The sequence below is a fragment of the Janthinobacterium sp. 13 genome (assembly GCF_002749695.1).
Taxonomy (GTDB): domain Bacteria; phylum Pseudomonadota; class Gammaproteobacteria; order Burkholderiales; family Burkholderiaceae_D; genus Janthinobacterium; species Janthinobacterium kumbetense.
Window position 1 is genome coordinate 5,268,775 of the sequence record NZ_PEEQ01000001.1, and the last position, 12,837, is coordinate 5,281,611.

The 12,837-nt window shown below is 63.4% G+C and carries 10 protein-coding genes and 4 tRNA genes; 9 read left to right on the forward strand and 5 right to left on the reverse strand.

What is annotated here, in order from left to right:
• Positions 1 to 35: 35 nt before the first annotated feature.
• The 3 genes from CLU94_RS23195 (at position 36) to CLU94_RS23205 (ending at position 2,729) form a co-directional block, all read left to right on the forward strand.
• Positions 36 to 809, forward strand: coding sequence for a transporter (locus tag CLU94_RS23195; RefSeq protein WP_257218956.1), 774 nt, complete (start codon positions 36 to 38; stop codon positions 807 to 809).
• A 93-nt stretch (positions 810 to 902) separates the two neighbouring features.
• Positions 903 to 1,415 (forward strand): hypothetical protein, encoded by a 513-nt coding sequence (locus CLU94_RS23200; RefSeq protein WP_099667352.1) that lies wholly within the window; start codon positions 903 to 905, stop codon positions 1,413 to 1,415.
• A gap of 15 nt (positions 1,416 to 1,430) precedes the next feature.
• The gene (locus CLU94_RS23205; RefSeq protein WP_099667353.1) at positions 1,431 to 2,729 is read left to right on the forward strand and encodes an NAD(P)/FAD-dependent oxidoreductase; all 1,299 of its coding nucleotides are present in this window, start codon (positions 1,431 to 1,433) and stop codon (positions 2,727 to 2,729) included.
• A 57-nt stretch (positions 2,730 to 2,786) separates the two neighbouring features.
• On the opposite strand, the gene CLU94_RS23210 is transcribed toward CLU94_RS23205, so the two are convergent.
• Positions 2,787 to 3,302: a DUF6265 family protein gene (locus tag CLU94_RS23210; protein WP_143451515.1), complete on the reverse strand. Its 516-nt coding sequence runs from the start codon at positions 3,300 to 3,302 to the stop codon at positions 2,787 to 2,789.
• Between the two features lie 147 nt (positions 3,303 to 3,449).
• Here CLU94_RS23210 and CLU94_RS23215 point away from each other — a divergent pair, with 147 nt between their 5' ends.
• Positions 3,450 to 4,049 carry a hypothetical protein gene (locus tag CLU94_RS23215; RefSeq protein WP_099667355.1) on the forward strand — a complete coding sequence of 200 codons (600 nt, stop codon included), beginning with the start codon at positions 3,450 to 3,452 and terminating at the stop codon, positions 4,047 to 4,049.
• Between the two features lie 27 nt (positions 4,050 to 4,076).
• On the opposite strand, the gene CLU94_RS23220 is transcribed toward CLU94_RS23215, so the two are convergent.
• Complete coding sequence (locus CLU94_RS23220; RefSeq protein ID WP_099667356.1) at positions 4,077 to 4,790, reverse strand: sensor histidine kinase; 714 nt, start codon at positions 4,788 to 4,790, stop codon at positions 4,077 to 4,079.
• A 310-nt stretch (positions 4,791 to 5,100) separates the two neighbouring features.
• Here CLU94_RS23220 and CLU94_RS23225 point away from each other — a divergent pair, with 310 nt between their 5' ends.
• Positions 5,101 to 5,496, forward strand: a complete 396-nt coding sequence (locus CLU94_RS23225; RefSeq protein WP_099667357.1) for a hypothetical protein — start codon at positions 5,101 to 5,103, stop codon at positions 5,494 to 5,496.
• Between the two features lie 83 nt (positions 5,497 to 5,579).
• On the opposite strand, the gene CLU94_RS23230 is transcribed toward CLU94_RS23225, so the two are convergent.
• Entirely contained in the window at positions 5,580 to 6,563 is a 984-nt protein-coding gene (locus tag CLU94_RS23230) for a GGDEF domain-containing response regulator (RefSeq protein WP_099667358.1), read from the reverse strand.
• A 306-nt stretch (positions 6,564 to 6,869) separates the two neighbouring features.
• Positions 6,870 to 9,362 (reverse strand): hybrid sensor histidine kinase/response regulator, encoded by a 2,493-nt coding sequence (locus CLU94_RS23235; RefSeq protein WP_099667359.1) that lies wholly within the window; start codon positions 9,360 to 9,362, stop codon positions 6,870 to 6,872.
• Between the two features lie 427 nt (positions 9,363 to 9,789).
• Between CLU94_RS23235 and CLU94_RS23240 the strand changes: the two genes are divergently transcribed.
• The 3 genes from CLU94_RS23240 to CLU94_RS23250 all read left to right on the forward strand — a co-directional run bounded on the left by CLU94_RS23240 (position 9,790) and on the right by CLU94_RS23250 (position 10,179).
• Positions 9,790 to 9,866, forward strand: a tRNA-Arg gene (locus CLU94_RS23240).
• A gap of 82 nt (positions 9,867 to 9,948) precedes the next feature.
• Positions 9,949 to 10,025: transfer RNA gene (locus CLU94_RS23245), tRNA-Arg, on the forward strand.
• A gap of 77 nt (positions 10,026 to 10,102) precedes the next feature.
• Positions 10,103 to 10,179, forward strand: a tRNA-Arg gene (locus CLU94_RS23250).
• Between the two features lie 113 nt (positions 10,180 to 10,292).
• Here the strand turns inward: CLU94_RS23250 and CLU94_RS23255 are convergent.
• Positions 10,293 to 12,467: a hypothetical protein gene (locus CLU94_RS23255; protein WP_099667360.1), complete on the reverse strand. Its 2,175-nt coding sequence runs from the start codon at positions 12,465 to 12,467 to the stop codon at positions 10,293 to 10,295.
• 270 nt (positions 12,468 to 12,737) lie between these two features.
• On the opposite strand from CLU94_RS23255, the gene CLU94_RS23260 reads away from it, so the two are divergent.
• A tRNA-Arg gene (locus CLU94_RS23260) sits at positions 12,738 to 12,814 on the forward strand.
• The last annotated feature ends 23 nt before the right edge of the window (positions 12,815 to 12,837 follow it).

Here is a 12,837-nt window from a genome sequence, read left to right on the forward strand (position 1 = left end):
GTCGTTATTGCGCGTTTGCCACTTCCGGGTTTCCCATGCCGTCTCCTTCCCTGCCGCTGTTGTGTTTCTCCGTGTTATTGCTCTCCCTGCCGCCGCTGGCGCAGGCGCAGGAGGGCGATCCCGTGCTGCCGTACCGGCCTTCCGTGGCCAGTCCCGCCCAGCTGCCCGTGCCGGGCCAGCTGGAATTCGAGGCGGGCGGCCTGCTGTCGAAAACGGACGACACGCGCCGCGCCAGCCTGCCGTACACGTTCAAACTGGCGTTCAGCCCGGAATGGGGCGTGTTGCTCGAAGGCGAGGGCTTCGTGCGCGCGCGCGACGACACGGGGCGCCGCGAAACGGGCGTGGGCGACACGACGGTCGTGCTCAAGCGCGCCTTTTTGTTCGACAGCGCCACGGCGCTGGGCCTGGAACTGGGCTGGAAGTTGCCCACGGCCAAGGACAGCATCGGCAGCGGCAAGAGCGACGTGTCGCTGAACGGCATTTTCAGCCGCGACCTCGGCGCCGTGCACATGGACGCCAACCTGAACGCCACGCGCCTGGGCGCAGCCGACCCGCATACCGGCAGGGTGCAAACGGGCTGGGCGACCTCCTTTTCCACGCCCGTCAGCGAGCGCTGGGGCGCCACGACGGAAGTGTCGGGCACGCGCTTGCGCGGCGCGCCGGCCACGGCGCAGCTCTTGCTGGCCGCCACCTACAGTCCCACGCCGCGGCTGGCCATCGACATCGGCATGGCGCGCGGCTTGACGGCGGCATCGCCGGACTGGTCGCTGTTCAGCGGCGTGGTCGTGCCTTTAGGCAAGCTGTGGTGAGATTGCCACGGCAATCCTTATGTGTCCTTGCGAACAAACAGTTGGTTGCACAAGGTCTACAATTGCGGCATAACTGATAAAAGGAGTGTCCCCATGAAAACCCTGATTCTTGCCGCCGTCTTGCTGTCGGCCGCTACCGCTGCCGTCGCCCAGGTGGGCGTCTCCGTCACCGTCGGCCAGCCGGGCTTTTACGGACGCATCGACATAGGCGACTATCCCGCGCCGCAATTGATCTATGCCCAGCCCGTCATCGTGCAGCGCCCGCAATACTATTCGGCGCCCCCCATCTATTTGCGCGTGCCGCCCGGCCATGCGAAACACTGGTCCAAGCACTGCCGCAAGTATAATGCCTGTAACCAAGAGGTATATTTCGTCCAAGATAGTTGGTATAACAACCAATATGTGCCCCGTTACCGCCAGCAGCATGGCGACCATGGCCGTCCCGACTACCGGGATCATGACCGTGATCGCGGCCACTATGACAAGCATGATGACAAGCGCGACAAGCATGAAGGCAAGCGCGACAAGCATGATGACAAGCCAGGCAAGGGCCATGGCAACGGTCATGGCAATGGCAATGGCAATGGCAACGGGCACAGGGATTAACAAGCAGGAGGATCTTTGCATAGTAAAATCGTTATCGTAGGGGGAGGTGCAGGCGGCCTGGAGCTGGCCTGCAAACTCAGCCGCAAGCTCGGCGCCGGCCAGGTCACCCTGGTCGACAGCCGCCTGTACCATATCTGGAAGCCGTCGCTGCATGAAGTGGCGGCCGGCACCCTGGACATTCATCAAGAGGGCCTGTCGTATCAGATGTTGGCGCATGACAATGGTTTCACCTATGTCTATGGCCCCCTGATCGCACTCGACGCCGCGTCGAACAGACTCACCGTGGGCGCCATCGCCACGGACAAGGATGAGCAACTCTTGCCGCAACGCACTGTCAGCTACGACCAGCTGGTGCTGGCCGTGGGCAGCACCTCGAATTACTTCGGCGTGCCCGGCGCCCAGGAAAACACGATTTCCCTGAATGCCACGGAAGATGCCGAACGTTTCCGGCTGACCCTGCTGAAACTGCTGGCCATGGCCGAGCAGCGCCAGGGCGACGCGGGCCATCCCGGCGTCGACATCGTCATCATCGGCGGCGGTGCCACGGGCGTGGAACTGGCGGCCGAATTGCGCGAAGCGAGCGGCGTGTATGCCGCGTATGGTTTCCAGAATCTCAACGCCATCAAGGATGTGCGCATCACCCTGCTCGAAGGGGCGCCGCGCATCCTGGCGCCGCTGCCCGAGCGCGTTTCCATCGCCGCCTCGAAATTGCTGCACCAGCACGGCATCACCGTGGTGACCGATACGCGCGTCACCACCATCGAAGCCGACAAGGTGACGGTGGCCAGCGGCACCAGCTATGCGGCCGACATCTGCGTGTGGGCCGCCGGCATCCGCGCGCCGGAATTCCTGTCTACCCTGGGCTTGCCGACCAACCGCGCCGGCCAGCTGGAAGTGACGGGCATGCTCAACGTGCAGGGCCATGCGAATATCTTTGCGCTGGGCGACTGCGCCGCCTGCATGGGGCTGGACGGCAAGCTGGTGCCGCCGCGCGCCCAGGCTGCCCACCAGCAAGCCGATTACCTGCTGAAAACGTTCCTGCTGCAAGCGAAGGGCAAGCCGCCGCAAACCAAGCCGTATGAGTACCTGGACTACGGTTCGCTCGTGTCCTTCGGCCGCACCACCTCGGTGGGTACGCTGATGGGTTCTCTGAAGGGCCTGAGCTGGTTCGTCGAAGGCTTTGTTGCGCGCATGATGTATGTGAGCCTGCACCTGATGCACCACAATGCCGTGCTGGGCAGCGTGCGCACGGCCGTCATGGCCATGGGCCGCTTCCTGATCAAGCGCAGCACGCCGCAGGTCAAGCTGCACTGATCGCGCTGTAGTAAACGGTTTGCGCCGGATCAAACAAGGGGCCTTGCGGCCCCTTTTTTATTTGCCGCGCGCGACAGGCGCCGCTTCGCAACGGCCCCGCGTCATGGGAAAGTCGATGGTGGTGAATTTGCCCTTCAAGGTGCCGACGATGCTGGCATGCAAGATGCGCTCGCTGTCGCGGCGGTAGATGATGCGGCTCGGAAAATCGTTGTCCAGGTTGGCGAAGATGAATTCATTCGGCTTGTCCTGGCGCAGCAGGTTGAAGATCACGGGCGGCTGTCCCGACGGCTGCACGATGTAGGCCAGCTGGCCCGGTTCCGTGAGGCGGATCTGCACGAATTCAAAGGCCGTCGTCTTGCCGCCCTTGACGGTGCGGCTGGTGCCGAGGATGGTGCCGCCGGCGGCCGCGCTCCATTGTTCGCCGGAACCGGGTTCGGCACCGTCGACGTTCCAGCAGCCGGCCAGCCAGGCCAGCTTGTCCACGGTTTCCGGCGGCGGCACGGTATTGTCGGCGGCCTGGGCGGCGCCCATGGCCAGCAGCGCTGCCAGCAAGGTCGTTGCGAGTCGTTGCATGCCATCTCCTGTCGTTGCGATGTTAGCGGTTGCTGGGGCACGCCGGCGGCGCGCCTGCCCAGTGTAGCCGATGCTGGGCTGCACACGGCAAACACTTTATACTCGGGAAAGATGCCGACCGTCACCACCATCACGCCAAGGACAATCATGCACGATACTTCCACGCAGCCGCGCGGCGCCGCCAGGCCGGGCCAGTTCGACGATCGCTACATCAGCCTGAAAAGCCTGGGCCTGGACCCGGAGCAGCTCGATTTTTACCAGCTGCTGCTGGCCTGCAGGGCCAGGGGGGAGGCCGGGGAAAGCCTGCGGCAGGTCGTGCGTTTCCGCACGGATGGCTATGGCAAGTCCCGCTTCATCAGCAGCCTGGACGCGTTGCCGGCGCCGCTGGCCACGTTTCCCCTGTGGCGTGCCGAGCTTGACGGCTGGCCCGGCGAGCTGGCGCGCGAGGACTTGCTGGTGCGGGCCAGTGCAGCGCTGGAGCAGCCGGCCGGCGACTTTCTCGCCTCGGCCGGCTGGCGCACGGCATTGCCTGACATTTGGCAAACCCTGCTGGTGCTGGGATGGCGGCAGGCGGGTTCCCCGGCCGATGCCGCCCTGGCGGCGCAATTGACGGATGTGTTGCGTGTTGGACATTTCTTGCAGGTGCTGGAAGGCGATCGCACCAGCCTGGCCGGGCATGGCGCGCGCCGCGATGTGCTGGGGGCGCAACTGCTGCTGCCGGAAGAGGGCATGCCGCTGCCCCGTTGAGGCGGGCAGGGCGCCCGCTGCGGGAAATTATTCTTTTGGCGTAATGCGCGGCAAGACGACGGTCAGGGCCGTGCCGCCTTGCGGATTGGCCGTCAGGCTCAGGGTGCCGCCCAGGTAATGCACGCGCTCGCGCACGGAGCGCAGGCCGTGCTTGCTCATTTCGACGGGCTCGTTGGCCGGCAAGCCGCTGCCGTTATCCTTGACCGTCATCATCAGCGCCTCGTCATTGTCGTCGATGATGATGTCCACCTGCGTGGCGTGGGCGTGCGCGGCGATGTTGCCGAGCGCTTCTTCCAGGGTGCGCAGCAGGGCCACGCCCACGTTGCGCGGGCAAATCAATTCATCTTCGGGCAGGCTGCAGCGCACGGTGATCTTGTGCTGTTCGGCAAATTGCGCGGCCAGCTCGCCGAGCGCGACATTTACGCCGAGAAACTCGAGCTTGTCGTTCCACAGCTTCATCTGCATCTGGCGGTTGGTCTCGATCACATTCAGCAGCAATTGCTTCATCGTCGCCGCGCGGTCGAGCAAGGCGGCTTCCTGCGGCATCTTTTGCGTCAGCAGCGAGAGGTGCATGGTGAGCGCCGTCAGCGAGGAACCGAGGCTGTCGTGCAGCTGGCGCGACAGGGCGCGCCGTTCATTGTCCCAGCTGGTGTTGACATGGCCGAGCAATTCGCTGAGGTCGGCGGCGCGTTCCGCATCGGCCTGGGACGCTTCCTTGTTCGGATCTGTTTGTGCGGACATAGCGCCCCGTGAATGGTGAAAGGTGAGGACCAAATTCAAGTTGTGGATCATACATGAGGATTTCATCGCGGGGCGCATGGATGAAAAATTTCTGTCTTTTCGGCAATTTTAATCTCCTCCCATCATTTTTATGTGATAGACAATATTATCGTTTGCGCCAGTGGGCGCCGTTCCCGTCGTTACGTACGGCTGCGCACATACCAGGGCGCGGCACGCTGCCATAGTGGGGCTGTCATTACCCCATGCGGCCTGGCGCCAGTGCGGCGCGGGGCGCAGCACTGGCCCGCTTACCGAAACGAAAGGACATGCCATGAATATCGATACCATCGTCGACAAGGAATACCTCGACAAAAGCTTCCGCGACATCGTCAATGCGCCCATCAGCGCCCTGCGCGGCGTCAGCGCAAAAGACGCCAAGGCCTTGCAGCAGGCGTTTGGCGTGACCACCGTGCGCGAATTGTCCAACCTCAACTTCGTCAAATGGGCCAGCGCGCTGGCCATCCTGGCCGATGAAGAGGGCATGAGCGGCGAAGGGCGGGCCAAGGAAGAATTGCTCGACGACGCCGTGGAAATGACCTTCCCCGCCAGCGACCCGATCTCCGTCGATGCGGGCATCACGCGCATCGAAGTGTCGCCCGACACCGTCAATGCGCAAACGGACCACCAGCATGCGGGCCAGCATGAAGTGACGGCTGGCAAGAAATAAAGCCTGCTGGACATGAAAAAACCGGCTGGCCGCGAGGCTTGCCGGTTTTTTTACGCGCCTTTACGTGCCGCGCCGCGTCACGGTCAGGCGATCGATGGAATGCTGCTTTTCTGCATGTTGACCTGCGCCGCGATCACTTCGTGCGGCGTGCAGCAAAAGCGGTTCTTGCCGGCGCGCTTGGCTTCATACAGGGCCGTGTCCGCCGCGCCGAGCAGGGATTCGACGGTGCTGGCGTCGTCCGGGTAGATGGCGATGCCGATGCTGGTCGACAGGCGCAGGGTCAGGTCGTTGATGAAATACGGCTCGGAAATGACTTCGATCAGCTTGGCGGCAGGTTCGCGCGCGTCGCCCTTGCCGGCCAGGTTGCCCAGCACGATGACGAATTCATCGCCGCCGATGCGCGCCACCGTGTCTTCCTTGCGCGACGCGCCCACCAGGCGGGCCGCCACCATTTTCAGTATCTCGTCGCCATAGCCGTGGCCGTAACTGTCGTTGATGGCCTTGAAGCCGTCCAGGTCCAGGTACAGGATGGCCGACTTGCCGCGGTTGCGGGCCGATTGCTGCAGCGTATGCTCGATGCGGTCTTCCAGCAGGCGCCGGTTCGGCAAGCCCGTCAGCGGATCGTGCAGCGCCAGTTCCTGCTGCTGCTTGCTGTATTGCGCCAGTTCCTTGTACAGCAGGCGCACTTCCAGCATGTTGTGGATGCGCTTGTGCACTTCCATCAGGTCGAAGGGCTTGCTGATGAAGTCGCGCGCGCCCGCTTCCAGGGCGGCGATCTTGAAACTCGGTTGCGCCGTCAGGGCCAGCACGGGCAGGTAGCCGCCATGTTCGATTTCTTTCAAGCCTTTCATGACCTGGAAACCATTGAGTTCCGGCATTTGCAGGTCGAGCAAGATCAGGTCGTAGCAATGCTCCCGGTGCAGGGGGCAAACCTGTGCCGGACGCATGGTGGCCGTGACGTTGGTATAGCCGGCATCGCGCAGGATTTCCAGCATCAGGTCGACATTGTCGGGTGAATCGTCGACGACCAAAATTTTGGCTTTCAAAATCTCATCTTGGCTGGGCATGTAAGGTCTCGGTTATACGGTCTATGCAACGCTGGCTTCTACCGCAGATGATGGGCTGACGGCGGTGGAAAAGATAGTAGCGCCTTGCAACAAGATAGGGCGCACAACTGCGCATGAACTCGCTTCTGCCGTTCTCCCCGGCCAAGGTCGCCGCTTCCAGCCTGCCGTGCAGGTGTGCTTCTGCATTTCAGTGTAGCAAACTTCAGCTTAGTTGCTTGTAGGACAGTGCCGCGTCTGAAAGTAGGAAGGCTAACCCATGAAAATAGTCATTTTGTACTGCACTATTTATTTCTTTGCATCATCTTTTTAAGATGATGTTTTGCGCTCCCGTCCAGGGCGCGCAGCGGCCAGCTGCGCCACGGCCGCCACCAGTCCGGCCGGGTCGAGCGGCTTCGAGATCCAGGCCTGGAAGCCGCTGTCGAGCGCCCGCTGGCGATCTTGCGGTTGCGCAAACGCCGTCAGCGCCAGCGCCGGCAGCCGGGCCAACTCCGGGGCGGCATGCGCGCGCACTTGCGCCAGCAAGTCGAAACCGTCGGCCTCGGGCATGCCGATGTCGCTGACCAGCACATCCGGGCGCACCTGCTCCAGCAGTTGCAGCGCTTGCGCCACGCCGCCGGCGCCGTGCACTTCGGCATTGTTGTCGCGCAAGATGCGTTCCGTCAGTTCGCGCGCGTCGGCGTCGTCATCGACCAGCAGCACCTTGACGCCGCGCAAGTCATGGCTGGAGGGCGGGGCGCTGCCCGCCTGGCGCGCGGCGGCCGGCGTGCCCAGCGGCAGGCGCACGGTAAAGCTGGCGCCCTGCATGTCGCCGGCGCTGCTGACGGTGACCGTGCCGCCATGCTGCTCCACCAGATGCTTGACGATCGCCAGTCCCAGCCCCAGGCCGCCGTGCCGGCGCGTGGTGGAGGCATCGGCCTGGCGGAAGCGGTCGAACACGTGGGGCAGGAAATCCTTCTTGATGCCGACGCCGTTGTCGGCCACCGTGATGGACAGGCGCGACGCCTCGCGGCGCACGCCGATATCGACCCGCCCCCCTTGCGGCGTGAACTTCAGGGCATTCGACAGCAGGTTCCAGATCACTTGCTGGATACGGCTGGGGTCGCCCGTGATGGTGCCCGCATCGCTGGCGATGTTGCAGTGGATGGCGATGTGCTTGGCGTCGGCCGCCGGGCGCAGGGTTTCGATGGCCGAGGCGATGATGCTGGCGGGCGCCAGGGTTTGCAGGTCGAGCAATACCTTGTCGGAAGTGATGCGGCTCATGTCGAGCAAGTCCTCGATCAGCTGCGCCTGCGCGCGCGCATTGCGTTCGATGCTTTGCAGGCCGCGGTGCAGGTCGGCCTGGTCGCGCGTGCCGCGCCGCAGCACCTGGGCCCAGCCGAGGATGGCCGACAGGGGCGTGCGCAGCTCATGCGACAGGGTGGCGAGAAAATCGTCTTTCAGCTGGTTGGTGCGTTCGGCTTCGGCGCGCGCCTCGCGTTCGCTGTCGAGCAGTACCTTGCGCTCTTCGGCGGCGCGCGTGGCGGCCGCGTACAGGCGCGTATTGTCGAGCGCGACGGCGGCCTGGGCCGCGATGGCCGAGACGATGCGTTCGCTGCGCGCGCTGAACATGCCCGCCTGCGGATGACCGAGCAGCAAGCGCCCCAGCAACAGGCCCGAGCGCGAGCTGACGGGCAGGCTCAGGCAGCTGCGCAGCGGCGGCGCGCCATCGGCGCTGGCATCGGGCGCGGCCAGCAAGTCGTTCTGGCGCATGGCCGGCCCCTGGCGCAGTTCGGTGGCGATGGCCTCGGCCTGGCGCAGGCTGATGCCGTTGACGGCGCGCGCCGAGGGCAGGGGCGCGGCGCTGTCGGGGATCTCGCCCGCATCGTCATAATAGAAGGCGCCGAAGCGCGCGCCGCTGATGCGCGTGGCCGCATCGACGGTTTCCTGCAGCAGGGCGGGCAAGTCGAGGGTGCCGGCCAGGGCCGCCCCTGTATTGTTGAGCAATTCGAGCACGCGCGTTTCATCGCGCAAGGCTTCCTGCGCGCGCTTGACCTGGTCGACGTCGGTGCTCGTGCCAAACCAGCGCAGCAGCTGACCGCCCCGGTCGCGCACGGGATTGGCGCGCGTCAGGAACCAGCGGTACTGGCCGTCGGCGCCGCGGATGGGAAATTCCATTTCGAAGGGCGTGCCGTCGCGCAAGGCGGCCTTCCACGCGTGCAGCATGGGTGGCAAATGCTGTGCGTGATAGGCGATGCTCCAGCCGTCGCCCGCCATCTGTTCGGCGCTGGTGCCCGTGTAGTCGTGCCAGCGCTGGTTGTACCAGGCAATGGTGCCGTCGAAGCTGGCGATCCAGGCCAGTTGCGGGATGGAATTGGCCAGCGCGCGCAAGTCTTCCTCGCTGTGGCGCAAGCTTTCCTCGGCCGCCTTGCGCTGGCTGATATCCTGGATGTACGTGGTCAAGCCATCGCTGGAAGGGAAGATGCGCACTTCCAGCCAGCGCCCCAGCGGCCGGTACAGCAGTTCAAAGCTGCAGCTGTGCTGTTGCGCCATGGCGCGCCGGTATTGCACTTCCAGTTCCGTTCCCTGCAGGGCGGGGCAGGCTTGCCACAGGCTGCTGCCCGCCAGGCTGGCGCCGGGTGGATGCTGCTGCGGTGCGAGCATGTCGGCGCCGCGCGTATTGATATAGCGGATGGTCCAGTCGCGGTCGAGCAGGCAAAAGCCATCGGTGATGCTTTCCATTAAGTTTGCCAGGCGCTCGCCGGAGAGGCTCAGCGGCGCTGATGGGGGCAGCAGATCTTGCGTGCGGTCAGGCTTGGCCATCGGAAATCCTGCAACAGTGAGTCTGCCGCACGGGCTCTTGCCCCGCCGGGCCGCCGCCGCTAAGCTCAGTTAAATGGGTCATGATGGTCAATGCCCGCGCCATGAATGAGGGGAGGCACAAGCGCCCCTGTCTGGCTGGTATTGTAGCCCCAAGCGGCGCAGCGCCACCGCACGCTTGCGCGTTGCCTGCAGATAGCACTGGACAGGCTGGAAAGCAGTCCCTATAATCCCGCTTCTTTCGAGACAGCAACTTCTCGATTCGCTGGAAGCTCCTGTGAAAGCAGAAGTGTCCATCGATAAAAAGGCGTCAGCTTTTTAGCAGTGAAAAGGTAGTCGATCATGCGGGGCGGTATTCTGCAAAATCAGCTAAGCGATTGAAAAATCGAACTTTTCAAAGCGAAATGAATACGCTATAATGTTTGCCTGCGCGGCTGTAGCTCAGCTGGATAGAGTACTTGGCTACGAACCAAGGGGTCGTGGGTTCAATTCCTGCCAGCCGCACCAGAATACTGAAAATCAGACTTTGCCTGGTTTTGTTGTAACAAGTTTTACCTCCATGTTGTTAATGGAATGTTGTAGAAGTTTTGCGGCTGTAGCTCAGCTGGATAGAGTACTTGGCTACGAACCAAGGGGTCGTGGGTTCAATTCCTGCCAGCCGCACCAGTATTGCCAGCATCGGGTTTTCCCGTGTTGATGAAAGTTTCAAGCTTCGCGCCGTCCGGCGAAGTGTGTCAGAGTTTGCGGCTGTAGCTCAGCTGGATAGAGTACTTGGCTACGAACCAAGGGGTCGTGGGTTCAATTCCTGCCAGCCGCACCAGTATTTGTAGTAAAGAAAAACCCGGAAAGTTCGCTTTCCGGGTTTTTTTTCGTCCGGCGCAACTGCGGCGGGCCGCCGATGGCGCGGCCTGCCGCAGTTGCGCCAATGTCCCATCAATTCGGATACGGCTGGCCCGAGGACGCCTGGTTGCCCAGCACGATGGTGGTCACCCACAGCCCGCCATTCGTCACGGGGCCGGTGAACTTGAACAGCGAACCGCCCGACTGCGCCGGGTCCGCCACATTCGACGCCAGGCTATTCAAGCCCGAGGTCGTGAAGGTGCACGCGGTTTCTTGCCCAACAGCATTTTGTTCCGCGTTCAGCACGGGCGTGGCGCCATTGAACAGGTACAGGCCGCAATTGTCCATTTTCGATCCGTAGGTGGCGGACTGCGTGTAATTGAAGGTCACCGCGCCATCGAGCAGGGTCGCGGCCGGGATGGACGACAGTTTCGCCGGCGTGATGCTGGTGATCGTGGCGAACAGGCTGGCCTGGTTCGCCCGGGCAAACGCTTTCGACAGGGGCACGGCATTGATCTGGAACGGGAAGGCGCTGACGGGGCCGTTCGCTGTCTTCAGGGTCCAGACATACACCTTGCCCGGCGCCACTTTCGTCTCGTCGATGCAGGCCGTGCCGGCGCCCAGGCCCGGCGTGCCGGCGGGCAGGCTGGCCAGGTCCTGGCAGCTCTGGATCGCTTCCCCGTTATTGTAGAAAGCGCTGGCAGCGCCATTGCTGTCGGCAATCCGCATGTGGGTGTAGCCCGTGGCTGGCAGGATCAGCTGCAATTTGCTGCCGGCCGTGCCCGGTGTCTGGAAGTCGCCGAATGTCGTCAGGCCCGGTCCCCGCACGTCGATCTTGTTGATGGCCGGATTGTCCTGCAGCACGGTGTCGAGCTCGACGTGGGCGGCCCATTCGCGCGCAAAGGTGGCCGCGCCAGCACTGTCGAGGCTGCGCTGGATGCGCGCATTCATGTGCATGTCCAGGTGGCCGCTGCCGGCCAGCTTCCAGCCGCCGGCACAGGCGCTGGTATCGCTCGTCTTGACCAGCTTCCAGTTGAGCATGCCCGCATCTGTTCCTATGCGCAACTGTACCCAAGCGCTGCTCGGCTTGCCTGCGGTGAAGCCGATGGCCGTCGCCCCGGCGCCCAGGCGATTGTTGATGAAGTCGGCGACGCGCGATGTCGAAGTGCTGCTCGACGACGTCAGCGTGGCGATTTCATCCGTGCTTAACGGTTGCATGTTGACGCTGGCCAAGCCCAGCGCTTCGATCGTCAGCCCGGCATGGGCGGCCTGGTCCGTGCTGGTCAGGGCCGACACGATTTCCGCCTGGCCCACGCCCGTCCCCATATTGAAGGAACTGTCGATGAACGGCGACACGGCCGCCGTCGACGGCGCGACAAAGCCCGTCTTCGGATACAGGGCGCTGAGCGAGGCCATGCAGGCGCGGATTTCCGGCAAGACGCTGGCCGCGGCGTTCGCCTTGAGCAAGTCGGCATCCGATGGCGTCGTCGCTGCGGGGATGGTGGCGGCGCCGCCAGCGGCGGCAGGCAAGGTCACGCTGCCCAGCGTGCTGTTGGTGGCAATCAGGGTGACCGTCGCCATGGCGCCTTGCGCTTCCGCGGGCGCGACGAGGATCTGGTCCAGCACGGCATCCATGCCCGTACCGTTGGCAACAAAGGCGCCCGTCAGCGGATTGGTGTTGCTGGTGTTAATCGGTTTGATCATGGCGACGACTGCGGCGATGGCCGCATCGAGCCGTTGCTGGGTCGCGGCACTGGCCAGCGCCGCGGTGCAGGCGGCCGGGACGGCATTGGCAACGGGCGCGCAAACGCTTGCCAGGGCGGCACCGCCGGGCTGGCCCGACGCCGTGGACACGATCAGGTCGGTCAGCGGCGTGATATTGACGGTTTGCCCCGCTGCCGTGGCGATGGAATTCATGGTCACTTGCTTGCCGCCGGCCGTGCCGGTGATGCTGAGGAGAAAGGGCGCCGTCATGCCGCCCACGTCGAGCGTGTATGCCCCGCCGGCGCCGGTACTGACGGCCACGGATACTTTGCCCTTGCTATCGATGGCAATCACGCTGCCCGCGACGGGCGCGCCGACGGCGGCGGTGCCGCTGAGCGTCGTGGCTGGCGGCGGTACAACGGGCACGACGGGCACGACGGGAGGAATGGGCGCAACGGGTGCGACCGGGTCGGCGGGGCTGCTGCCGCCGCCGCACGCGGCCAGCATGAGGGCGGCGGCGCAGGCGGCAGCCAGAGGCAATAATTTGTGCAAGTTCTTCTTCATGGTATCCCCTTAGTATTTTTATTAAAATTACTGCTAGTAAACATTCTCAAAGTTTTCCATGAATTGCAATTTATTTTTCTTGGATGCATTAATAATGAGCAACAAGTAACAAAGCTGTCGGTTTCGCGCCGCAGTCTGAAAAGAAATGTGATGAAATGAGCAAGAGTGCGGCGTGCGTGTGCCGCCGCAAGACAGGAGTGGCCGCCAATTGTGAAATATCGCCGCCACGGCTTTGCCATTCTGCAAAGCCCTGCTATAATCTTGTCTTAGGCGGCTGTAGCTCAGCTGGATAGAGTACTTGGCTACGAACCAAGGGGTCGTGGGTTCAATTCCTGCCAGCCGCACCAGAATATTGGGGGTCAGATTGTAA

Bases quoted from the DNA above. Each gene is read 5' to 3' on its own strand.
- CLU94_RS23230 (WP_099667358.1), bottom strand. From the start codon at position 6,563: ATGCCCAGCCAAGATGAGATTTTGAAAGCCAAAATTTTGGTCGTCGAC.
- CLU94_RS23235 (WP_099667359.1), bottom strand. From the start codon at position 9,362: ATGGCCAAGCCTGACCGCACGCAAGATCTGCTGCCCCCATCAGCGCCG.
- CLU94_RS23195 (WP_257218956.1), top strand. From the start codon at position 36: ATGCCGTCTCCTTCCCTGCCGCTGTTGTGTTTCTCCGTGTTATTGCTC.
- CLU94_RS23225 (WP_099667357.1), top strand. From the start codon at position 5,101: ATGAATATCGATACCATCGTCGACAAGGAATACCTCGACAAAAGCTTC.
- CLU94_RS23220 (WP_099667356.1), bottom strand. From the start codon at position 4,790: ATGTCCGCACAAACAGATCCGAACAAGGAAGCGTCCCAGGCCGATGCG.
- CLU94_RS23215 (WP_099667355.1), top strand. From the start codon at position 3,450: ATGCACGATACTTCCACGCAGCCGCGCGGCGCCGCCAGGCCGGGCCAG.
- CLU94_RS23210 (WP_143451515.1), bottom strand. From the start codon at position 3,302: ATGCAACGACTCGCAACGACCTTGCTGGCAGCGCTGCTGGCCATGGGC.
- CLU94_RS23255 (WP_099667360.1), bottom strand. From the start codon at position 12,467: ATGAAGAAGAACTTGCACAAATTATTGCCTCTGGCTGCCGCCTGCGCC.
- CLU94_RS23200 (WP_099667352.1), top strand. From the start codon at position 903: ATGAAAACCCTGATTCTTGCCGCCGTCTTGCTGTCGGCCGCTACCGCT.